We start from the raw sequence: 20,014 nt of genomic DNA, 5'->3' as shown, positions 1-20,014 counted from the left end.
CTGCAGCAGAAGGATTCAGCACAACAGCACGCCCGGCTGGCGGCCGGGATCGTCAGCGACCGGAGGCTCCGCCGGCAACGGCTCGGCGGCATTGTACGCAGCTATCAGCGCCCTGGCCCGCGGCACATCCTCGTCGGCCACCAGAATGGCCAGCAGGCCGCTGGCCGGCAGCTCGCCCAGCGCCCCCAGCAGGTGCTGGCCGAGCAGGTGGGCACTGATGCCCTCACTGCCCAGCATGGCGACCAGCAGCTCGCCCTCGCCCAGCCCCGCCGGCTCGTGGATGCGCTGCATCAGTCATCCTCGCGGCGCAGTTCAAGCGTCCAGGCGACGCCATCGGTGCGCAGCTCGAAGACGATCGGCCGGCAGCACACCGGGCAATCCTCGATGTAGCACTGATCGCCCGCGGACAGATCGAGCACGGCCTCGGCCGGCTCGCCACAATACGGACAGTGATAGCGCTCGACTTCCAGCATCCACGCCTCCCGATGGTCTTCGTTTATAATTGTCGCCCCACCGGGCGGAACTTCCAGCCGCCGCACACCAAATCCCTTGGTCAAGAGACACTAATGGGCGAGTTCGAAGCCATCCGACCCTATGCCGACGCGGAAGTCTGCCCCGTCCTCGAGCGCCTGCTCGCCGACGACGCCTTCCTCTCCACCCTCACCCGCTACCGCTTCCCGCGTCTGGCCGGACCGCTCGGCTGGCTGCTCAAGCCGGTCATTGCCCACTACCTGCGCCGCGAAATCCAGGGCGTCGACAGCGTGACCGCCCTGCAGGGCAAGATCGAGCCCTACGTCGACCGCAGCATCGAGCACGCCAGCGACGGCATCAGCTACTCGGGACTGGAGCAATTGCAGAAGGGCCGCCCCTACCTGTTCCTCAGCAACCACCGCGACATCGTCATGGACCCGGCGTTCGTCAACTATGCGCTGTATCACGCCGGACTGCCCACGCCGCGCCTGGCCATCGGCGACAACCTACTGCAGAAGCCCTTCGTCAGCGACCTGATGCGCCTGAACAAGTGCTTCATCGTGCACCGCTCGCTGACCGGGCGGCGCGAGAAGCTGGCGGCCTTCCAGACCCTGTCCGCCTATATCAACCACTCGATCCGCAGCGAAGGCGAGTCGATCTGGATCGCCCAGGCCGAAGGCCGCGCCAAGGACGGCGACGACCGTACCGACTCGGCGATCCTCAAGATGTTCCATATGAGCCGCAAGGACGAGGAGTTCGCCAGCACCCTGCGCGACCTGCACCTGGTGCCGATCTCGATCAGCTACGAATATGACCCCTGCGACCAGGCCAAGGCCCGCGAGCTGTACATCCGCGCAACAACCGGCAGCTACAGCAAGGCACAGGGCGAGGACGACGCCAGCATTGCGCTGGGCATCACCGGCTACAAGGGCCGCGTGCACATCGGCTTCAACCCCGAGGTGCTGGCACCCGACGCCGACGCCAAGCAGCTGGCGCAGCGCATCGACCAGGCGATCCTCGGCAACTACCGCCTGTTCCCGGTGAACTACCTGGCCTACGCCATGTGGGATGGGCGCGACCCGCAGCTGCAAGTGCCGACCGCCAGCGAACTGTTCGATAGCACCGAGCTGGCGCGCGCCGAAGGCGAGTGGCAGCGCCGCCTGGACGCCTGCCCGACCGAGCAGCGCCCGTATCTGATCATGCAGTACGCCAACCCGGTGCGAAACCAGTACCGCAGCCGCGCCGGACTGCTATAGAGAACGATACCCACCCGGCGCGACCCAGTCGCTCCGGGTGACGGCGTTCAGAGCGGCGCAGCGGCCTGCAGGCCGGTGCTCAGCCAGGACAGCAGCAGCGCCGCCAGCAGGCTGGCAGCGCCGAAGGCGTAGAAGAAGCGATTGAGCCGCTCGCTGCGGACATCGCCGCCCAGCCCCGCCTCCTCCAGCGCAGCCAGTTCGCCATCCAGAAGCAGTCGCGCCTGCGCGCGCTGCTCGCGCAGGCGCGTCGCCAGCAGCAGCCAGCCTCCGGCCAGCCCCAGGAACAATGCCAAACCGTTGACCACCTGCGACGGATAGTTCAGGCACATCAACCACAACTGCTGCAATGACATCCACAACCTCCCGACAACGGCCCGGCGGCTCCGCCAGGCAAGAAGCAAGCGATCCGCCGGTGGCACCGGCGCCCCAGAAAAAACGCCCAAGTCTATCCCCCGCCCCGCCCCGTGCTCACCGCCTTTCCGACCGGCGCAGCAACCGCCGGGCAGAAAAAAGGCGGTGGGATCGCCACCGCCCTGCTTCACTGCCGATCGGACTTACTGGTTGTTCAGCAGCTGGCCGATGGTCGGATCCTTGAACACCCGGGTCAGCGCATCGCTGAGCACATCGCTGACCAGCTTGGTGTTGGTCTGCTGGTTCGGCGCCATGCCGAAGCGCTGATTCATGGTCGCGGCATAGCGGCCGCTGTAGCGGCGCGCGCTGTTCTGCACATCGGCGCGGATGCTGGCGCTGATATTGGCCTCGGTGACGTAGCTGCCGTCCTTGGGCGACTGGTACTTCATGTCGGTCAGGGTCAGGGTCAGCTGCGGCGCATTGTAGGCATTCGGCGTCGGGGTGAAGCCGAGCAGGCGCACTGCCGCTTCGGCCTGGCCCTGCAGCTTGGGCACGATGTCCTGGCTGGCCACGCTGATCGCACTGGTTTCCGGATACAGGCCGCCACGGGTGCCGAGCACCGGCGAGGGGCGTCCGTCGACCACGCGCACCACCACCGGCTGGCCCTGGCCGATCGGATTGAGCTGGGCGGTGACCATGGGTTGCAGACTCAGGTGTTGCGGGCTGTGGGCACAGCCGACCAGGGCCAGACTGGCAGCAGCAAGCAGGCCAAACAGCAAACGGGGCAGCATGTTCATCTCTCCGGAGGTTGGACAGCAAATGCGCGGCAGTATACCCAGCCAGGCACGGCGCCGCGACAGAGGGCGCTCATTGCGACCGCTACTGACGAGCGAAGTTTCACACCCTGCAAACGACAAGGGCGCCCGCTCGGGCGCCCTTGCGGGTCACGGCTTGTGCGGCCGGCTGAGGAATTCGTGGGACTGCATCTCCAGCAGGCGGCTGAGGGTGCGCTGGAACTCGAACTCCAGGCGCCCGCCGGTGTACAGATCCTTCAACTCCACTTCGGCGGAGAGGATCAGCTTGACGTTGCGGTCGTAGAACTCGTCCACCAGGTTGATGAAGCGCCGCGCCATGTCGTCCTTGCTCACGCCCATCTGCTCGACGTTGGACACCAGCACGGCGCCGAAGATCTTGCCCAGCTCGATGTAGTCGTTCTGGCTGCGCGGACCGTCGCACAGCGCGCGGAAATCGAACCAGGCCACGTCGTTGGCCACCTTGCGTGCGCGGATCTCGCGATTCTCGATCAGCAGCACCTCGTCGTCCTGCACGTGGCAGTTCTCGGTCAGCAGGCTGCGGAAACTCCGGTCCAGGCTCAGCTCGGCCTCGGCATCCAGCGGGAAGTGGTACAGCTCGGCCTGCTCGAGGGCGCGCAGACGGTAGTCGATGCCGCTGTCGACGTTCACAATCTCGGTGTGCTGCTTGAGCAGGGCGATCGCCGGCAGGAAGCGCGCGCGCTGCAGGCCGTCGCGGTACAGGCCGTCCGGCACGATGTTGGAGGTCGCGACCAGGCTGACGCCGTTCTTGAACAGCTCGTCGAGCAGGGTGGCGAGGATCATCGCGTCGGTGATGTCGGAGACAAAGAACTCGTCGAAGCAGATCACCCGCGCCTCGTCGGCGAAACGCTTGCCAATGATGGTCAACGGGTTCTTCTCGCCCTTGAGGGTCCTCATTTCCTCGTGCACGCGCTTCATGAAGCGGTGGAAGTGGGTGCGCATCTTCTGCTTGAACGGCAGCGCGTCGAAGAAGGTGTCGACCAGGTAGGTCTTGCCACGCCCCACGCCACCCCAGAAGTAGATGCCCTTGATCGGCGCCGGGTTCTTCTTGCGACCGAACAGCTTGCCCAGCAAGCCCGGATCCTGCTGCTCGGCCACCAGGTCGTCGTACAGACGCTGCAGATGGCGCACGGCGTTTTCCTGTGCGGCATCGTGGAAGAAGTCGGGGCGTTTCAGATCAGCCTGGTAGCGTTCGAGCGGGGTCATGACGGCAACATGGTTAAGAAACGGGGCCGCCACTTTAACCACGCACCCCGCTCTTGGCAATTCGCCACTGCCTCCGGCGGCCGCAGGCACGGCCGCCGGGCCGTGTTCAGGCGTCCTGCGGGGCCAGCGCCTCGGCCAGGCGCGCCATCGCCGCCTCGCGCTCGTCGCCAGCGGCGAACGCCGGGCTGTGCGCCACCGGGGCGTCGTCCAGCCACAGGGCGAAGCCGTCACCCTCGGCACGCAGGTCCAGCTCGCCACCCTGCAGGCGCTTGCTGACCGCACCGGCGCTCTTGCCGTCGGCGAAGCTCACCGAGAGCAGCAGCTGGCTGCCGTCGGCATCCAGCAGGCGGAAGCGGAAGCTGCCGTCGTCGTCGCGGAAACTGACGAAGCGCGCGCCCTTGGCAGCCTTCTTCTTCGCCCCAGCGGCCACCTGCACCTCGTTGCGGAACGAGCGCAGGCCGACCGCCTCGCGCAGCTCGCTGAGGAACGGCGTGGCGATCCGCCGCGCCTTGGCGGCGCCAGCGAGGAGGATGTCCTCGAGATCGGCCGGGCGGGCGATCAGCGCGTTGTAGCGCTCGCGGGCCGCGCCCAGCTCACCCTCCAGCAGCTCGGTGAGGCGCAGCTTGGCTTCGCCCCAGCCCAGCCCGCCTTCCAGCGCCGCGCGGAACTCGGCGCTCTGCTCGGTGCTGGCGAAGGCCTGGTACAGGGTGAACAGGTGCGAGTCGTCGGCATCCTTGGGCTCGCCCGGCAGCCGGGAGTCGGTGACGATGCGCGCCACCGCGTCCTTGAGCTGCTTGCTGGTGCCGAACAGCGGGATGGTGTTGTCGTAGCTCTTCGACATTTTGCGCCCGTCGAGGCCCGGCAGGGTCGCCACGCTCTCCTCGATCAGCGCTTCGGGCAGGGTGAACAGCTCGCGCCCCGCACCGAACAGGTGGTTGAAGCGCTGGCCGATGTCGCGGGCCATCTCCACGTGCTGGATCTGGTCGCGACCGACAGGCACCTGGTGGGCGTTGAACATCAGGATGTCGGCGGCCATCAGCACCGGGTAGCTGAACAGGCCCATGGTCACCCCGGCGTCAGGGTCCTCGCCCTTGGCGACGTTCTGGTCGACCGAGGCCTTGTAGGCATGGGCGCGATTGAGCAGGCCCTTGGCCGCCACGCACGTGAGCAGCCAGGTCAGCTCGGGAATCTCGGGGATGTCCGACTGGCGATAGAAGGTCACCCGCTCGGGGTCGAGGCCGCAGGCCAGCCAGGTGGCGGCGATCTCCAGGCGCGAACGCTGGATGCGCTGCGGATCGTCGCACTTGATCAGCGCATGGTAGTCGGCGAGGAAGTAGAAGGAGTCCACGTTGTCCGCACGGCTGGCACGGATCGCCGGACGGATGGCGCCGGCGTAGTTGCCCAGGTGCGGGGTACCGGTGGTGGTGATGCCGGTGAGAATACGGGTGGTCATGGTCGATCGCTTGTCGTACTGCATCAGGATTGGAGGCGCGGCAGAACCAGCGCTTTCAGCTCGTTCAGCCTGCCGTGAAAGAAGTGGCCGCATTCTGCCACTTTGAGCAGCTCATGGGGACGCTCGAGCGCCGCCGACCAGGCATACACCGCCGCAGGGGTGACCACCTCGTCGGCCTCGGGCTGGATCACCGTCAGCGCAGCATGCTGCGGCAGACGGCCGTCGACGCTGAAGCGCTGCACCGGCGGGGCCAGCATGAACAGCCGCTCGATGGCCACCCCCGCGTCTTCCAGGCGCCCGCCCAGGCAAGCCGCCACGCAGGAGCCGAAGGAGAAGCCGAAGAGGGTCAACGGCAGTCCGGGATGCTGGGCCAGCAGCCAGCGCGCCGCGGCTTCGGCGTCATCGATCTCGCCCTCGCCATGGGCGTGCTCGCCCACGCTCTGACCGACGCCGCGGAAGTTGAAGCGCAGGGTGGCGTAGCCGGCATCGCGCGCGGCGCGCTGCAGGGTGGCGACCACCTTGTTGTGCAGGCTGCCGGCATGCAGCGGATGGGGATGGCAGATCAGCGCCAGGCCGCGGGCATCGTCGCGGCCCAGATACAAGGCTTCGAGCGCGCCGCAGGGGCCCTCGAGCAGCAGGGGAATTTCGGTCAATGACACTGGAAGCTCCGTGACCCCAGCAGGGGGAGACTCGTCTAGCACACTGCCAGTGCTATACAGCGCCGGCCTGACCCGCTAACGTAATGCAAATCCCGTGTATAGAGGAAGGATTCGTGGAACAGTCATTTGCTGCCTGGCTGCTGCCAGCCCTGGCCCTGGTGGTCGGGGTTGCCATCGGTTTTCTGCTCGCCCGCCTGCTGCCGGGCGCTGCCCCCGGCGGCGTCCAGAACAAGCTGGACGAAATGCAGGAACGCTTCGAGGCCTATCAGAGCGAAGTGGTCAGCCACTTCAACACCACGGCCAGCCTGGTGCACAAACTCACCCAGAACTATCAGGACATCCAGGAACACCTTTCCGAGGGGGCCAGCCGCCTGGCGCTCGACGAACTGACCCGCCAGCGCCTGCTGGCCGCCCTCAGCGAGAGCAGCCAGCCGACCCGCGAGCGCATCACCGCGCCGGCCAGCACCGAGCCGCCGAAGGACTACGCTCCGGGCAACTCCGGCTCCCTGCACGACGAAGAGGTGCTGAAGAAGGCCTGACACCAGCGCACCCCGCCAAGCCCCGCCCGCTGCGGGGCTTCTTTTTGCCCGCAGGAAAGTCCCGGTGACGTTGCGCCGCCCCACAAACGACAAGGCCCCGGCAGTGCTGCCGGGGCCTTGTCGTTCAGTAGCGCAGGATCAGATCGCGCCGCGCGTGCGCAGCAGCGCCAGCACCTGACGCACGCCCTCTTCCACCGAGACGGACTGGGTATCGATCACCAGATCGGCATCCAGCGGCACGTCATAGGCGAAGGACTCTCCGGGGATGTTGTCCTCGCCGGCCGCGTACAGGCCCTGCGGATCGCGCTCGCGGCAGACCTGCGGCGAGGCCTGCACGTAGACGGTGATCAGTCGCTCGGCACCGATCGCTGTACGGGCCTGCTCGCGCCCTTCGGCATCAGGGGCGACGAAGGCGGCCAGGGTCAGCAGGCCGGCCTCGTTGAACTGCTTGGCCACCTGCGCGGCACGCCGCCAGTTCTCGGTGCGCCCGGCGCGATCCAGCGGCAGCCCCTTGTTGAGGTCATGGCGCAGGTTCTGGCCGTCCAGCACGTAGACCGCCCGGCCGCTGTCGAACAGCTTGCGCTCCACGGCGTAGGCCAGGGTGCTCTTGCCGGCACCGGACAGGCCGCTGAACAGCACGGTGACCGGCTGCTGGCCGAGGCGCGCGGCGCGTTCCTCGGCGCTGACGTGGGCCAGCTGGCCGTGGTGGCCGACGGTGTTCTGCCCGACCAGCGGTTCGGCGATGATCATGCCGGCGCCGACGGTGCCGTTGGTCAGGCGGTCGATGACGATGAAGGCGCCGGTGGTGCGGTTGTGTTCGTAGCCGTCGAGGGCGATCGGCGCATCGAGGCTGACGCGCACCTTGCCGATCTCGTTGAGCTTGAGTTCGCTGGCGGCCAGTTGCTCGAGACTGTTGACGTCGACACGGTGCTCGATGCCGACGATGTTGCCCGGCACGTAGCTGGTGGCGCGCTTGATGTCGTACTTCTTGCCCGGCAGCAGCGGCTCCTCGGCCATCCACACCAGCATGGCGTCGAAGCTATCGGCAACCCGCGGGCGGTTGTCGGCGTGCACCAGCATGTCGCCGCGCGACACGTCGATTTCGTCTTCCAGGGTCAGGGTCACCGCCTGGCCGGGGATCGCCTGCTCCAGCTCGCCGTCGAAGGTGACGATGGAACGCACCTTGCTGGTCTTGCCCGACGGCAGCACGGCGATCTCGTCGCCCTTGTGCACGATGCCGCTGGCCAGGGTGCCGGCGAAACCGCGGAAGTTCAGGTTCGGTCGGTTGACGTACTGCACCGGGAAGCGCATGTCGGTGAGGTTGCGGTCGGCGGCGATCTCGACGCTCTCGAGGATCTCCATCAGCGTCGGCCCCTGATACCAGGGCGCGCGCTCGCACTTGTTGACCACGTTCTCGCCCTTCAGCGCCGACATCGGCACGAAGTGCAGCGAACTGGGCTTCATGCCAATGCGCTCGGCGAACTGCAGGTAGTCAGCCTGGATGGCATCGAACACGCCCTGATCGAAGTCCATCAGGTCCATCTTGTTGACGGCGACCACGATGTGCTTGATGCCCAGCAGGGAGGCGATGAAGCTGTGCCGGCGGGTTTGGGTCTGCACGCCGTAGCGGGCGTCGATCAGGATGATCGCCAGGTCGCAGGTCGACGCACCGGTCGCCATGTTGCGGGTGTACTGCTCATGACCAGGGGTGTCGGCAATGATGAACTTGCGCTTGGTGGTCGAGAAGTAGCGGTAGGCCACGTCGATGGTGATGCCCTGCTCGCGCTCGGCCTGCAGGCCATCGACCAGCAGCGCCAGGTCGACCTCGTCGCCGGTGGTGCCGACCTTCTTGGAGTCGCGGGTGATGGCTTCCAGGTGATCCTCGTAGATCATCTTGGAGTCGTGCAGCAGGCGCCCGATCAGGGTGCTCTTGCCGTCGTCGACGTTGCCGCAGGTGAGGAAGCGCAGCAGTTCCTTGCGTTCGTGCTGGGCCAGGTAGGCGAGGATGTCCTCGCTGATCAGATCAGATTGGTGCGACATGATGCGAAACCCTTAGAAGTAGCCCTGACGTTTCTTTTCTTCCATCGAACCGGCGCCATCGTGGTCGATGACGCGGCCCTGGCGCTCGGAAGTGCGGGTCAGGAGCATTTCCTGGATGATCTCCGGCAGGCTGGTGGCGGTGGACTCCACCGCACCGGTCAGCGGGTAGCAGCCGAGGGTACGGAAGCGCACCATCTTCTTCTGGATGCGTGCCTTCTCCTCGTCGCTGAGGTGCTCGAGGATGCGCGCATCGTCGATCATGATCAGGGTGCCGTTCTTCTCGATCACCTCGCGCTCGGCAGCGAAGTACAGCGGCACGATCGGGATGCCTTCCAGGTAGATGTACTGCCAGATGTCCAGCTCGGTCCAGTTGGACAGCGGGAACACGCGGATCGACTCGCCCTTCTTGACCTTGCCGTTGTAGACGTTCCACAGCTCGGGACGCTGGTTCTTCGGGTCCCAGCGGTGCTTGCTGTCGCGGAACGAGTAGACGCGCTCCTTGGCGCGGGATTTCTCCTCGTCGCGGCGCGCACCACCGAAGGCGGCGTCGAAGCCGTACTTGTCCAGGGCCTGCTTGAGACCCTCGGTCTTCATGATGTCGGTGTGCTTGGCGCTGCCGTGGGTGAAGGGGTTGATGCCCTGCGCCACGCCTTCCGGGTTGACGTGGGTGATCAGGTCCAGGCCCAGCTCGGCGACCATCTGGTCGCGGAAGCGGTACATTTCCTGGAACTTCCACTGGGTGTCGACATGCATCACCGGGAACGGCAGCTTGCCGGGGAAGAACGCCTTGCGGGCGAGATGCAGCATCACCGCGGAGTCCTTGCCGATGGAATACAGCATCACCGGGTTGTCGAATTCGGCGGCCACCTCACGGATGATGTGGATGCTTTCCGCCTCCAGCTGCTTCAGATGCGTCAGTTTGTCGACCATGGCTACTCACATAAGACATACGGATTGCGGCCGGCGGGCCGTGAACGTGCGCGCACGATAGCACGCCCCCCAACTTCTAATAAGGCGACACACTAGAACCAATCATTCTATAAATATGCCCAAGCGCGACCGCTCAGACCGGGTTGTCGCAGTCGATAAAGCGGTGTTCGACAGCGAACCGCTGCGCCAGATACTCGCCCAACGCCTGCACGCCGTAGCGTTCGGTGGCGTGATGACCGGCGGCGAGGAAGCTGATGCCGCTCTCGCGCGCGCTGTGCACGGTGGACTCGGACACCTCGCCGCTCAGGTAGGCATCCGCACCGGCGGCGATCGCCTGCTCGATGTAGCCCTGCGCCGCGCCGGTGCACCAGGCCACCCGGCGAATCGGCCCGCAGCCGGGCACCAGCAGCGGCTCGCGGCCCAGCACCGCAGCCACCTGCGCGGCAAAGGCTGCCGGCGCCAGGGGCTCGGACAGGCTGCCGAGCAGGCCCACCGAGCGCGGATTGCCAGGCTCCAGCGGCCCCTCCACCTGCAGGCCGAGGCGCCGCGCCAGCTGCACGTTGTTGCCCACCTCGGGGTGCAGGTCAAGCGGCAGGTGGTAGGCCAGCAGGCTGATCTCGTGGCTGAGCAGGGTCTTCAGGCGGCGCTGCTTGATGCCAGTGATGCAGGGGTTCTCGTTCTTCCAGAAATAGCCGTGGTGTACCAGCACCACATCGGCCTGCGCCTCAACTGCGGCGTCGAGCAGCGCCTGGCTGGCGGTGACTCCGCTGACGATGCGGCGCACCTCGGCGCGGCCCTCGACCTGCAGGCCGTTGGGACAGTAGTCGGCGATGCGCGCGGCATCCAGGTAGCGACCGCACTCGGCGACCAAGGTATTCAGGGCAATGGCCATGGTGATGCTCCGTAACAGTTGGCGACTGCTTCCCGCGCGCCGGCCTCGTATAATGCCGCCACCTTAATGGCCACCTTCCGCCCTCGCAACCTCAAGGACTCCCGATGCACAAGGCGCTGCGTTTTCTCGGCTGGCCGGTTATCGCCGGCCTCCTGCTGGCCCTGCTGGTGATCCAGCTGTTTCCCCAGTGGGTCGGCCGCGACCAGCAGGATCTCGAACTGCGCCAGGCCCCGGCCCTCGGCCTGCCGACGCTGGGCCCGGTGTCCTATAGCGACGCAGTGGAGCTGGCCGCACCGGCGGTGGCCAACCTGTACACCACCAAGGTGGTGGACAAGCCGAGCCACCCGCTGTTCGACGACCCGCAGTTTCGCCGCTTCTTCGGCGACAACCTGCCGCGCCAGCGGCGCATGGAGTCGAGCCTCGGCTCGGCGGTGATCATGAGCCCCAAGGGCTACCTGCTGACCAACAACCACGTCACCGCCGGCGCCGACCAGATCATCGTCGCCCTCAAGGATGGCCGCGAAACCCTGGCGCGGGTGATCGGCAGTGACCCGGAAACCGACCTGGCGGTGCTCAAGATCGACCTGACCGACCTGCCGGCGATCACTCTCGGCCGCTCCGACAACATCCGCATCGGCGACGTCACCCTGGCCATCGGCAACCCGTTCGGCGTCGGCCAGACGGTGACCATGGGCATCATCAGCGCCACCGGGCGCAACCAGCTCGGCCTCAACACCTACGAGGACTTCATCCAGACCGACGCCGCGATCAATCCCGGCAACTCCGGCGGCGCGCTGATCGACGCCCACGGCAACCTGATCGGCATCAACACCGCGATCTTCTCCCGCTCCGGCGGCTCCCAGGGCATCGGCTTCGCCATTCCGACCAAGCTGGCCCAGGAAGTGATGGAGGCGATCATCGCCCACGGCCAGGTAATCCGCGGCTGGCTCGGCCTCGAGGTGCAGCCGCTGACCGCAGAGCTGGCCGAATCCATCGGTCTGCAGGGCGGGCAGAGCGGCATCATCGTCGCCGGCATCTACCGCGACAGCCCGGCCCTGCGCGCCGGCCTGCAACCGGGCGACGTGATCCTCGCCATCGATGGCGAGCCAGCCAGCGACGGCCGCCGGGCGATGAACCAGGTGGCGCGCAAGCGTCCGGGCGAGAGGATCCGCATCGAGGTCATGCGCGGTGGCGAGACTCAGCAGCTCAGCGCCGAAGTCGGCCTGCGCCCGGCGGTGAGCAGCGAGTAGTCCCGTACCCATTAACGACAACGGCGCCCGTGGGCGCCGTTGTCGTTAATGGGCTGGAATCACTGCACCAGCGGTGTCAGCGCCTCCTGCAGGGCCATGTTCTGCTCGGCGGTGCCGATGGTGATGCGCAGGAACTGGCTGATCCGCGCCTGCTTGAAGTGGCGCACAATCACCCCCTGCTCGCGCAGGGCCGCCGCCAGCTGCGCGGCGTCATGCTGCGGGTGGCGGGCGAAGATGAAGTTGGCCGCCGACGGCAGCACCTCGAAGCCCAGATCCTGCAGCTCGCTGACCAACTGCTCGCGGCTGGCGATCACCGCCTGGCAGGTCTGCTCGAAGTAGTCCTGGTCCTCGAACGCCGCCACCGCCCCGGCCAGCGCCAGGCGATCGAGCGGGTAGGAGTTGAAGCTGTTCTTGATCCGCTCCAGCGCCTCGATCAGCTCGGCATTGCCGACCGCCAGGCCAACGCGCAGGCCGGCCAGCGAGCGCGACTTGGACAGGGTCTGGGTGACCAGCAGGTTGGGATACTGGTCCACCAGGCTGATGGCGCTTTCGCCGCCGAAGTCGACATAGGCCTCGTCGACCACCACCACCGACTCGCGGTTGGCCTCGAGCAGCTGGCGAATCGCCGTCAGCGGCAGCAGGCAGCCGGTCGGCGCATTGGGGTTGGGGAAGATGATGCCGCCGTTGGGGCGCGCGTAGTCCGCCACATTGATGCGGAACTGCTCGTCCAGCGCCACGGTCTCGAACGGGATGTGGTAGAGGCCGCAGTACACCGGATAGAAGCTGTAGCTGATGTCCGGAAACAGCAGCGGCCGGCCGTGCTGGAACAGGCCGTGGAACACGTGCGCCAGCACCTCGTCGGAACCGTTGCCGACGAACACCTGACTGGGCTGCACGCCGTAGTAGCCGGCGATCGCCTGCTTGAGGCGCTCGCCGTTGGGGTCCGGGTACAGCCGCAGGTTGTCGTCCAGCTCGGCACCGATGGCTTCGAGCACCTTCGGCGACGGGCCGTAGGGGTTCTCATTGGTGTTGAGTTTGACCAGCCGCTCCAGCTTGGGCTGCTCACCCGGCACGTAGGGCACCAGGTCCTTGACGAAGGGACTCCAGAATTTGCTCACGCCCTTCTCTCCTCGAATGCGTAGGGTGCGCGGTGCGCACCGAATCGTTCCCGGGGTGCGCACCGCGCACCCGACGTATTACTTGATACGGTACTCGGCGCTGCGCGCGTGGGCGGTCAGCGACTCGCCGCGGGCCAGCACCGAGGCGGTCTTGCCCAGCTCGGAGGCACCGGCGGCCGAACAGAAGATGATCGACGAGCGCTTCTGGAAGTCGTAGACCCCCAGCGGCGAGGAGAAGCGCGCGGTACCGGAGGTCGGCAGCACGTGGTTCGGCCCGGCGCAGTAGTCGCCCAGCGCCTCCGCAGTGTACCTGCCCATGAAGATCGCGCCGGCGTGACGGATCTGCGCCAGCCACTGTTGCGGCTCGGCCACCGACAGCTCGAGGTGTTCCGGGGCGATGCGGTTGGCCACGGCGATGGCCTGCTCCATGTCGGCGACCTGGATCAGCGCGCCGCGGGCCTCCAGCGAGGTGCGGATGATCTCGGCACGCTCCATGGTCGGCAGCAGGCGAGCGATGCTTTCGGCCACCCGGTCGAGGAAGGCGTCGTCCGGGCTGACCAGGATCGACTGGGCGTCCTCGTCATGCTCGGCCTGGGAGAACAGGTCCATGGCGATCCAGTCCGGGTCGGTCTGGCCGTCGCAGACCACGAGGATCTCCGAGGGGCCGGCGATCATGTCGATGCCGACCTGGCCGAACACGTGGCGCTTGGCGGTGGCCACATAGATGTTGCCCGGACCGACCACCTTATCCACCTGCGGCACGCTCTCGGTACCGTAGGCCAGCGCGGCCACGGCCTGGGCGCCGCCGATGGTGAACACGCGGTCGACACCGGCCACGCAGGCGGCGGCCAGCACCAATTCGTTGAGCTCGCCACGCGGGGTCGGCACCACCATCACCACTTCGGCGACACCGGCCACCTTGGCCGGAATGGCGTTCATCAGCACCGACGACGGATAGGCCGCCTTGCCGCCCGGCACATACAGGCCGGCGCGATCCAGCGGGGTGACCTGCTGGCCGAGCACGGTGCCGTCGGCCTCGGTGTAGGTCCAGGAGTCCTGCTTCTGCCGCTCGTGGTAGAGGCGCACGCGCTCGGCGGCCTGCTCCAGCGCCGTGCGCTGCTCGACACTGATGCGGGTCAGGGCCAGCTCCAGGCGCTCGCGCGGCAGGATCAGCTCGGCCATGGAGGTCGCCTCGACGCCGTCGAAGCGCTGGGTGTACTCGACCAGCGCGGCATCGCCGCGCTCGCGCACGCCCTTGATGATGTCCAGCACGCGCTGGTTGACCGCATCGTCGGACACGCTTTCCCAGCTCAGCAGATGATCCAGATGACGGGCAAACTGCGGATCGGCGGCGTCGAGTCGGCGGATGGCGATTGGTGCGGTCATGGCAAAGCCTCTCTGGCGTAAGCGGGGGTCGGGCGCCGCTAGACTAGCAGGCCTTCCGTGCGGGCACCCGGCAATTGTGGCTATGACACGGATAGGCTGTAGCGACCGATGGTCGCGGGCGGAAACAGCAAGTAGTCGCCACCCTACAGGGCAGGACGACGTCGGCGCCGTCCCTGGCGCCGGGGATGACTCACGCTGGCCGGCGTGATTGCACGGCCTGGCGCAGGGTATCGATCAGGGCCTGGATGCGCGCATGCTGCATCTTCATCGAGGCCTTGTTGACCACCAGTCGCGAGCTGACATGGCAGATCAGCTCCTGCGGCTCCAGGCCGTTGGCGCGCAGGGTGTTACCGGTGTCGACCACGTCGATGATCTTGTCGGCCAGGCCCACCAGCGGCGCCAGCTCCATGGAGCCGTACAGCTTGATGATGTCGACCTGGCGACCCTGCTCGGCGTAGTAGCGCTTGGCCACGTTGACGAACTTGGTGGCCACACGCAGGCGGCCCTTGGGCTCAGGCGCGCCAACCTTGCCGGCGGTCATCAGCTTGCACTTGGCGATCTGCAGGTCGAGCGGCTCGTAGAGGCCCTGGCCACCATATTCCAGCAGCACGTCCTTGCCGGCCACGCCGAGATCGGCGGCGCCGTGCTCGACGTAGGTCGGCACGTCGGTGGCACGCACGATCAGCAGGCGCACATCGGCCTGGGTGGTCGGGATGATCAGCTTGCGGCTCTTGTCCGGATTCTCGGTCGGCACGATGCCGGCTGCCGCCAGCAGCGGCAGGGTATCGTCGAGAATGCGGCCCTTGGACAGCGCGATGGTCAGCATGACTTACCCCTAGCCCGGTACACGGCGGATCTTGGCGCCGAGCAGTTGCAGTTTTTCCTCGATGCACTCGTAGCCACGGTCGATGTGGTAGATGCGGTCGATCAGGGTGTCGCCATCGGCGACCAGCGCGGCGATCACCAGGCTGGCCGAGGCACGCAGGTCGGTAGCCATCACCGGGGCAGCCTTGAGGCGCGACACACCGGTGACGATGGCGGTATTGCCCTCGATCTGGATGTGCGCGCCCATGCGCTGCATTTCCTGCACGTGCATGAAGCGGTTCTCGAAGATGGTCTCGATCACCGTGCCGGTACCTTCGGCCACCGCGTTCATGGCGATGAACTGCGCCTGCATGTCGGTGGGGAACGCCGGGTACGGGGCGGTACGCACGTTGACCGCCTTCGGCCGCTTGCCCTTCATGTCCAGCTCGATCCAGTCATCCCCGGTGGTGATCTCGGCGCCGGCTTCCTGCAGCTTGAGCAGCACGGCCTCGAGGATGGTCGGATCGGTATCCTTGAGCTTGACCCGGCCGCGACTGGCGGCGGCGGCGACCAGGAAGGTGCCGGTCTCGATGCGGTCGGGCATCACCGCGTAGCTGCCACCACCCAGACGCTTGACGCCATCGACGGTGATCGTCGAGGTGCCGGCGCCCTGGATCTGCGCGCCCATGGCGATCAGCATGTTGGCCAGGTCGACCACTTCCGGCTCGCGCGCGGCGTTCTCGAGGACGCTGCGACCGTTGGCCAGGGTGGCAGCCATGAGGATGTTCTCGGTGCCGGTCACGCTGACGGTGTCGAAGCAGAAGTGCGCGCCGCGCAGGCCACCTTCCGGAGCGCGGGCCTTGATGTAGCCGCCATCGACGTCGATGATCGCGCCCATCGCCTCGAGGCCGCGGATGTGCAGGTCGACCGGACGGCTGCCGATGGCGCAGCCGCCGGGCAGGGCCACTTCGGCCTGACCGAAGCGGGCGACCATCGGACCGAGCACCAGGATCGAGGCGCGCATGGTCTTGACCAGCTCGTAGGGCGCCACCAGGGTCTTGATGGTGGTGGCATCGACTTCTACGTCGAGCTTCTCGTTGATCACCGGCTCGACGCCCATGCGACCGAACAGCTCGATCATGGTGGTGATGTCGTGCAGGTGCGGCAGGTTGCGCACGGTGACCGGGGTATCGGCCAGCAGGGTCGCGGCGAGGATCGGCAGGGCCGCGTTCTTCGCGCCGGAAATGCGGATTTCCCCGTCGAGCGGGGCGCCACCGGTAATGATCAGTTTATCCATTGGGAATCTCGGTCGCCGGCGCTCAGGCGCGCTCGGCCCAGGCAGCCTGGGTGAAGAATTTCATGGTCACTGCATGGATGCTGCCATCGGCGATCCAGGCATTGAGGTGGGCATAGATCTGCTGCTGGCGCTTGACCGGGCTGAGGGCAGCCAGTTCGTCGCTGATCAGGTTCAGCTGGAAATCGCAGCCCTGCCCTTCGACTTCCACACGGGTGCCGGGCAGCTGCGCTTCCAGATGGCGTTTGACGTCTTCAGCCTGCATAACTCAACCTCGATTGGGGACCGGCACGAACGGGCCGGCCATCATACAAAAAAGCCCCCGACCTGCGAACCCCGCCGGCCGCGTGCCATGGCACGCCGACAGCGCTTCAATCGGCCAGCGGCAGCAGCTCGAGCAGACCGTAGACCTCGGCGATCTGGCGCATGTCGTCCGGCAGGTTGCGCACCTGGAGGATCTTGCCGGTCTCCCGGGCATCGCGCAGCAGGCACAGCAACAGCGACAGCCCGACACTGCTGCTTTGGGTGATGGCCGCACAATCGATCCACACCTCGCGGCTGCGACTGGCGGCGAGCAGGCGACGCCCGGCGTCGCGCAGCTCGGCGCCGACATGCATGTCGATCACGCCATGCAGCGCCAGACCACCGCCCTGCACCTCGCGCAGCGAGCCTCCTCTCATTGCTGGCCGGCCGTCACGTCGGCAGCTTCCTGGGCACGCGCCACGGCGTCACCCCAGGTGGCGATGACCTTGTCCAGGTCGTTGCCGTTGCTGCGCATCGACTCGGCGAACTGGTCGCGGAACAGCTTGCCGATGTTGATGCCGTTGATGATCACGTTGCGCACCTTCCAGGCCCCGCCCTTCTGCTCGAGGGTGTAGGTCAGCGGATAGATGGCGCCGCTGCGACCGACCACTTCCATGTTCACCGAGGCGCGATCAGGCTCGCGGGAGGCGACCGGCGGCAGCATGCGGATCTGCTGGTTGTCGTACTCGAGCAGGGCGCTGCCGTAGAACTTGACCAGACTGCGCTTGAAGCTGGTCTGGAAGGCCTGCATCTGCTCGGGCGAGGCCTGACGACTGTAACGCACGGTCATCACCCCGCGAGCGAAGCCGTCGAAGTCGATCACCGGACCGAGAATGCCGTCGAGCGCCTGATAGAAGGCCTCCGGATCCTGCTTGAACTGCTCGCGCTTGCTGGTCAGCTCGCCCAGCACTTGATCGGTGGTGCTTTGCACCAACTGCTGCGGAGTGGCTGCAGCATGGGCGGTGAAGGGCAGGCAGGCCAGCAGGACCAGCAGGCTGCGACGCAGGATCTTGAGCATGTTTGAGCTTCCCAATGACTTACTTGGCCGGTTCTTTGTTGACGGTATTGAGCAGGAACTTGCCGATCAGGTCTTCCAGCACCAGGGCCGACTGGGTGTCACGAATCACCCCGCCATCGGCCAACACCTCCTCTTCGCCACCGATACTGATGCCGATGTACTTCTCGCCGAGCAGGCCGGCAGTGAGGATCGACGCGGTGGAGTCGGTCGGTAGATTGTCGACACGCTTGTCGAGTTCCATGGTCACGCGTCCCATGAAGCTGTCGTGATCCAGATCGACGGCCACCACCTTGCCGATGGTCACCCCGGCCATGGTCACCTTGGCCCGCGAGCTGACGCCGGCGGTGTTGTCGAAGTAGGCATACAGACGGTAGGTGTCGTCTGCCGCGCCGATGGTCAGGCCGCTGACCCGCAGGGCCAGCAGCAGCAGGGCCAGCAGGCCAACCAGCAGGAACAGACCGACACCGATTTCCAGGGAACGGGATTGCATCAGAAGTCTCCGAACATCAGAGCGGTAAGAATGAAGTCGAGGCCGAGCACGGCCAGCGAGGCGTAGACCACGGTACGCGTGGTGGCACGACTGATGCCCTCGGAGGTCGGCTCGCAGTCGTAGCCCTGGAACACCGCGATCCAGGTCACCACCACGGCGAACACCAGGCTCTTGATCACACCGTTGAGCACATCGCCCTGAAACTCGACGCTACGCTGCATGTTGCCCCAGTAGGAGCCCTCGTAGACGCCGAGCCAGTCGACGGCGACCATCGCCCCACCCCAGATGCCGACCACGGTGAAGATCGCCGAGAGCAGCGGCATCGAGATGAACCCCGCCCACAGGCGCGGCGCGATGATGTACTTGAGCGGGTCGACGCCGATCATTTCCAGGCTGGACAACTGCTCGGTGGATTTCATGTTGCCGATCTCGGCGGTCAGCGCCGAACCGGCACGCCCGGCGAACAGCAGCGCGGTGACCACCGGCCCCAGCTCGCGCAGCAGGGTCAGCGCCACCATCTGGCCGACCGCCTCCTCGGAGGCGAAGTCGACCAGGATGTTGTAGCCCTGCAGCGCCAGCACCATGCCGATGAAGATGCCGGAGACGATGATGATCGCCAGCGACAGCACGCCGACCGCGTACAACTGCTTGACCAGCAGCGGCAGGAAGCTGCCGGCGCCATTGCGACCGACCAGCACATGCAGCAGAAACAGGGTCGAGCGCCCCAGCGCCTCGAGCACATCGAGGCCGGAACGCCCGAGCAGGCGGACCCGCTCGACCAGCGGAGTCTTGCGCATCAGGCGTCTCCCAGCAGGTCGCGGCGATAATCGGCCGCGGGAAAGTGGAAGGGTACCGGGCCGTCGGCGATACCCTGCATGAACTGGCGGATACGCGGATTGTCGGACTCCATCAACTCGGCCGGGGTGCCATGGCCGAGCACCTGGGTATCGCCGACCACGTACAGGTAGTCGGCGATGCTGGCCGTCTCCGCCAGATCGTGGGACACCACGATGCTGGTCAGGCCGAGCGCATCGTTGAGCAGGCGAATCAGGCGCACCAGCACGCCCAGGGCGATCGGGTCCTGACCGACGAACGGTTCGTCGTACATGAGAATCTGCGGATCCAGAGCGATCGCCCGGGCCAGCGCCACACGGCGCTTCATGCCGCCGGACAGCTCGTCGGGCATCAGCTCGATGGCGCCGCGCAGGCCGACCGCCTGCAGCTTCATCAGCACGATGTCGCGGATCATCTCCTCCGGCAGGCTGGTGTGCACCCGCAGCGGAAAGGCGACGTTTTCGAACACATCGAGATCGGTGAACAGGGCGCCACTCTGGAACAGCACGCCCATCTGCTTGCGCATGTCGAACAGTTCGTTGCGCGAAAGATCCGGCAGGTTCTGGCCATTGACGATCACTGCGCCACTGGCCGGACGCAGCTGGGCGCCGATCAGGCGCAGCAGGGTGGTCTTGCCGCAGCCGGAAGGACCCATGATGCCGGTCACCTTGCCGCGCGGAAACGCCAGATCAACCTTGTCGAAGATGGTGCGCGTACCGCGCTTGAAGGTCACACCTTTCAGCTCGACGGCATACGCGTTGTCGCTACTCATCGGAACTCCTTGCGTGCCGGCCTTCCGTGCTGACGCCCGAACCCACGGCTGAGCATCCGGCAGCCAGTGGCCGAATAGCCACGTACTATACACCGTGCCAGCGGGTGCGCCCAAG

General features: G+C 66.4%; 23 protein-coding genes. 3 read left to right on the top strand and 20 right to left on the bottom strand.

What is annotated here, in order from left to right; translation table 11 throughout:
* Positions 1–15: 15 nt before the first annotated feature.
* Both BMZ19_RS01670 and BMZ19_RS01665 read right to left on the bottom strand, forming a co-directional pair.
* Positions 16–291: a putative signal transducing protein gene (locus tag BMZ19_RS01670; protein ID WP_090305893.1), complete on the bottom strand. Its 276-nt coding sequence runs from the start codon at positions 289–291 to the stop codon at positions 16–18.
* The gene (locus BMZ19_RS01665; protein ID WP_090305890.1) at positions 291–473 is read right to left on the bottom strand and encodes a CPXCG motif-containing cysteine-rich protein; all 183 of its coding nucleotides are present in this window, start codon (positions 471–473) and stop codon (positions 291–293) included. The genes BMZ19_RS01670 and BMZ19_RS01665 overlap by 1 nt, the downstream gene beginning before the upstream one ends.
* 93 nt (positions 474–566) lie before the next feature.
* Here BMZ19_RS01665 and BMZ19_RS01660 point away from each other — a divergent pair, with 93 nt between their 5' ends.
* Positions 567–1,727, top strand: coding sequence for a 1-acyl-sn-glycerol-3-phosphate acyltransferase (locus BMZ19_RS01660; RefSeq protein ID WP_090305887.1), 1,161 nt, complete (start codon positions 567–569; stop codon positions 1,725–1,727).
* A gap of 47 nt (positions 1,728–1,774) precedes the next feature.
* Here the strand turns inward: BMZ19_RS01660 and BMZ19_RS01655 are convergent, their stop codons facing one another.
* The 5 genes from BMZ19_RS01655 to BMZ19_RS01635 all read right to left on the bottom strand — a co-directional run bounded on the left by BMZ19_RS01655 (position 1,775) and on the right by BMZ19_RS01635 (position 6,229).
* Positions 1,775–2,080, bottom strand: coding sequence for a hypothetical protein (locus BMZ19_RS01655; RefSeq protein ID WP_090305884.1), 306 nt, complete (start codon positions 2,078–2,080; stop codon positions 1,775–1,777).
* 201 nt (positions 2,081–2,281) lie between these two features.
* Positions 2,282–2,869, bottom strand: coding sequence for a YajG family lipoprotein (locus BMZ19_RS01650; protein ID WP_090305881.1), 588 nt, complete (start codon positions 2,867–2,869; stop codon positions 2,282–2,284).
* 153 nt (positions 2,870–3,022) lie between these two features.
* Complete coding sequence (gene zapE / locus BMZ19_RS01645) at positions 3,023–4,117, bottom strand: cell division protein ZapE (protein WP_090305878.1); 1,095 nt, start codon at positions 4,115–4,117, stop codon at positions 3,023–3,025.
* A 106-nt stretch (positions 4,118–4,223) separates the two neighbouring features.
* Positions 4,224–5,570 carry a tryptophan--tRNA ligase gene (locus BMZ19_RS01640; RefSeq protein ID WP_090306338.1) on the bottom strand — a complete coding sequence of 449 codons (1,347 nt, stop codon included), beginning with the start codon at positions 5,568–5,570 and terminating at the stop codon, positions 4,224–4,226.
* Positions 5,571–5,593: 23 nt separating this feature from the next.
* Positions 5,594–6,229: an alpha/beta hydrolase gene (locus BMZ19_RS01635; RefSeq protein ID WP_090305874.1), complete on the bottom strand. Its 636-nt coding sequence runs from the start codon at positions 6,227–6,229 to the stop codon at positions 5,594–5,596.
* A 113-nt stretch (positions 6,230–6,342) separates the two neighbouring features.
* On the opposite strand from BMZ19_RS01635, the gene BMZ19_RS01630 reads away from it, so the two are divergent.
* Positions 6,343–6,768 (top strand): Z-ring associated ZapG family protein, encoded by a 426-nt coding sequence (locus BMZ19_RS01630; RefSeq protein WP_090305871.1) that lies wholly within the window; start codon positions 6,343–6,345, stop codon positions 6,766–6,768.
* Positions 6,769–6,906: 138 nt separating this feature from the next.
* On the opposite strand, the gene cysN is transcribed toward BMZ19_RS01630, so the two are convergent.
* From cysN to BMZ19_RS01615, 3 genes are all read right to left on the bottom strand, one after another.
* The gene (cysN, locus tag BMZ19_RS01625; RefSeq protein WP_090305868.1) at positions 6,907–8,808 is read right to left on the bottom strand and encodes a sulfate adenylyltransferase subunit CysN; all 1,902 of its coding nucleotides are present in this window, start codon (positions 8,806–8,808) and stop codon (positions 6,907–6,909) included.
* 12 nt (positions 8,809–8,820) lie between these two features.
* A complete protein-coding gene (gene cysD / locus BMZ19_RS01620; protein WP_090305865.1) occupies positions 8,821–9,738 on the bottom strand; it encodes a sulfate adenylyltransferase subunit CysD in 918 nt (305 codons plus the stop codon).
* A 133-nt stretch (positions 9,739–9,871) separates the two neighbouring features.
* Positions 9,872–10,630, bottom strand: coding sequence for a Nif3-like dinuclear metal center hexameric protein (locus BMZ19_RS01615; protein WP_090305862.1), 759 nt, complete (start codon positions 10,628–10,630; stop codon positions 9,872–9,874).
* A 104-nt stretch (positions 10,631–10,734) separates the two neighbouring features.
* Here BMZ19_RS01615 and algW point away from each other — a divergent pair, with 104 nt between their 5' ends.
* Entirely contained in the window at positions 10,735–11,880 is a 1,146-nt protein-coding gene (algW, locus tag BMZ19_RS01610) for a Do family serine endopeptidase AlgW (RefSeq protein ID WP_090305859.1), read from the top strand.
* A gap of 59 nt (positions 11,881–11,939) precedes the next feature.
* On the opposite strand, the gene hisC is transcribed toward algW, so the two are convergent.
* The 10 genes from hisC to BMZ19_RS01560 all read right to left on the bottom strand — a co-directional run bounded on the left by hisC (position 11,940) and on the right by BMZ19_RS01560 (position 19,899).
* Positions 11,940–12,998 (bottom strand): histidinol-phosphate transaminase, encoded by a 1,059-nt coding sequence (gene hisC / locus BMZ19_RS01605; protein ID WP_090305856.1) that lies wholly within the window; start codon positions 12,996–12,998, stop codon positions 11,940–11,942.
* Between the two features lie 78 nt (positions 12,999–13,076).
* Positions 13,077–14,384 (bottom strand): histidinol dehydrogenase, encoded by a 1,308-nt coding sequence (gene hisD / locus BMZ19_RS01600; protein WP_090305853.1) that lies wholly within the window; start codon positions 14,382–14,384, stop codon positions 13,077–13,079.
* A 190-nt stretch (positions 14,385–14,574) separates the two neighbouring features.
* A complete protein-coding gene (hisG, locus tag BMZ19_RS01595; RefSeq protein ID WP_090305850.1) occupies positions 14,575–15,210 on the bottom strand; it encodes an ATP phosphoribosyltransferase in 636 nt (211 codons plus the stop codon).
* Positions 15,211–15,219: 9 nt separating this feature from the next.
* Positions 15,220–16,485: a UDP-N-acetylglucosamine 1-carboxyvinyltransferase gene (gene murA / locus BMZ19_RS01590; RefSeq protein ID WP_090305847.1), complete on the bottom strand. Its 1,266-nt coding sequence runs from the start codon at positions 16,483–16,485 to the stop codon at positions 15,220–15,222.
* Positions 16,486–16,507: 22 nt separating this feature from the next.
* Positions 16,508–16,747, bottom strand: coding sequence for a BolA family protein (locus tag BMZ19_RS01585; protein WP_090305844.1), 240 nt, complete (start codon positions 16,745–16,747; stop codon positions 16,508–16,510).
* Between the two features lie 106 nt (positions 16,748–16,853).
* The gene (locus tag BMZ19_RS01580; RefSeq protein ID WP_090305841.1) at positions 16,854–17,162 is read right to left on the bottom strand and encodes an STAS domain-containing protein; all 309 of its coding nucleotides are present in this window, start codon (positions 17,160–17,162) and stop codon (positions 16,854–16,856) included.
* The gene (locus BMZ19_RS01575) at positions 17,159–17,803 is read right to left on the bottom strand and encodes an MlaC/ttg2D family ABC transporter substrate-binding protein (RefSeq protein WP_090305838.1); all 645 of its coding nucleotides are present in this window, start codon (positions 17,801–17,803) and stop codon (positions 17,159–17,161) included. Before BMZ19_RS01575 ends, BMZ19_RS01580 begins: the two co-directional genes overlap by 4 nt.
* Before the next feature lie 19 nt (positions 17,804–17,822).
* Positions 17,823–18,293, bottom strand: coding sequence for an outer membrane lipid asymmetry maintenance protein MlaD (gene mlaD, locus BMZ19_RS01570; RefSeq protein ID WP_090305834.1), 471 nt, complete (start codon positions 18,291–18,293; stop codon positions 17,823–17,825).
* Positions 18,293–19,090 (bottom strand): lipid asymmetry maintenance ABC transporter permease subunit MlaE, encoded by a 798-nt coding sequence (gene mlaE, locus BMZ19_RS01565; RefSeq protein WP_090305832.1) that lies wholly within the window; start codon positions 19,088–19,090, stop codon positions 18,293–18,295. The genes mlaD and mlaE overlap by 1 nt, the downstream gene beginning before the upstream one ends.
* The gene (locus tag BMZ19_RS01560) at positions 19,090–19,899 is read right to left on the bottom strand and encodes an ATP-binding cassette domain-containing protein (RefSeq protein WP_090305829.1); all 810 of its coding nucleotides are present in this window, start codon (positions 19,897–19,899) and stop codon (positions 19,090–19,092) included. The genes mlaE and BMZ19_RS01560 overlap by 1 nt, the downstream gene beginning before the upstream one ends.
* Between the last annotated feature and the right edge of the window lie 115 nt (positions 19,900–20,014).

This window comes from Pseudomonas linyingensis (assembly GCF_900109175.1).
GTDB lineage: Bacteria > Pseudomonadota > Gammaproteobacteria > Pseudomonadales > Pseudomonadaceae > Geopseudomonas > Geopseudomonas linyingensis.
The sequence above is the reverse complement of the archived record's forward strand: the minus strand, read 5'-3'. Positions and strand labels throughout refer to the sequence as shown.

Bases quoted from the DNA above. Each gene is read 5' to 3' on its own strand.
- BMZ19_RS01615 (WP_090305862.1), bottom strand. From the start codon at position 10,630: ATGGCCATTGCCCTGAATACCTTGGTCGCCGAGTGCGGTCGCTACCTG.
- BMZ19_RS01650 (WP_090305881.1), bottom strand. From the start codon at position 2,869: ATGCTGCCCCGTTTGCTGTTTGGCCTGCTTGCTGCTGCCAGTCTGGCC.
- murA (WP_090305847.1), bottom strand. From the start codon at position 16,485: ATGGATAAACTGATCATTACCGGTGGCGCCCCGCTCGACGGGGAAATC.
- BMZ19_RS01665 (WP_090305890.1), bottom strand. From the start codon at position 473: ATGCTGGAAGTCGAGCGCTATCACTGTCCGTATTGTGGCGAGCCGGCC.
- BMZ19_RS01640 (WP_090306338.1), bottom strand. From the start codon at position 5,570: ATGACCACCCGTATTCTCACCGGCATCACCACCACCGGTACCCCGCAC.
- hisG (WP_090305850.1), bottom strand. From the start codon at position 15,210: ATGCTGACCATCGCGCTGTCCAAGGGCCGCATTCTCGACGATACCCTG.
- cysD (WP_090305865.1), bottom strand. From the start codon at position 9,738: ATGGTCGACAAACTGACGCATCTGAAGCAGCTGGAGGCGGAAAGCATC.
- BMZ19_RS01585 (WP_090305844.1), bottom strand. From the start codon at position 16,747: ATGCAGGCTGAAGACGTCAAACGCCATCTGGAAGCGCAGCTGCCCGGC.
- algW (WP_090305859.1), top strand. From the start codon at position 10,735: ATGCACAAGGCGCTGCGTTTTCTCGGCTGGCCGGTTATCGCCGGCCTC.
- BMZ19_RS01575 (WP_090305838.1), bottom strand. From the start codon at position 17,803: ATGCTCAAGATCCTGCGTCGCAGCCTGCTGGTCCTGCTGGCCTGCCTG.
- hisD (WP_090305853.1), bottom strand. From the start codon at position 14,384: ATGACCGCACCAATCGCCATCCGCCGACTCGACGCCGCCGATCCGCAG.
- BMZ19_RS01655 (WP_090305884.1), bottom strand. From the start codon at position 2,080: ATGTCATTGCAGCAGTTGTGGTTGATGTGCCTGAACTATCCGTCGCAG.
- BMZ19_RS01560 (WP_090305829.1), bottom strand. From the start codon at position 19,899: ATGAGTAGCGACAACGCGTATGCCGTCGAGCTGAAAGGTGTGACCTTC.
- zapE (WP_090305878.1), bottom strand. From the start codon at position 4,117: ATGACCCCGCTCGAACGCTACCAGGCTGATCTGAAACGCCCCGACTTC.
- mlaE (WP_090305832.1), bottom strand. From the start codon at position 19,090: ATGCGCAAGACTCCGCTGGTCGAGCGGGTCCGCCTGCTCGGGCGTTCC.
- BMZ19_RS01660 (WP_090305887.1), top strand. From the start codon at position 567: ATGGGCGAGTTCGAAGCCATCCGACCCTATGCCGACGCGGAAGTCTGC.
- cysN (WP_090305868.1), bottom strand. From the start codon at position 8,808: ATGTCGCACCAATCTGATCTGATCAGCGAGGACATCCTCGCCTACCTG.
- BMZ19_RS01580 (WP_090305841.1), bottom strand. From the start codon at position 17,162: ATGAGAGGAGGCTCGCTGCGCGAGGTGCAGGGCGGTGGTCTGGCGCTG.
- mlaD (WP_090305834.1), bottom strand. From the start codon at position 18,293: ATGCAATCCCGTTCCCTGGAAATCGGTGTCGGTCTGTTCCTGCTGGTT.
- BMZ19_RS01670 (WP_090305893.1), bottom strand. From the start codon at position 291: ATGCAGCGCATCCACGAGCCGGCGGGGCTGGGCGAGGGCGAGCTGCTG.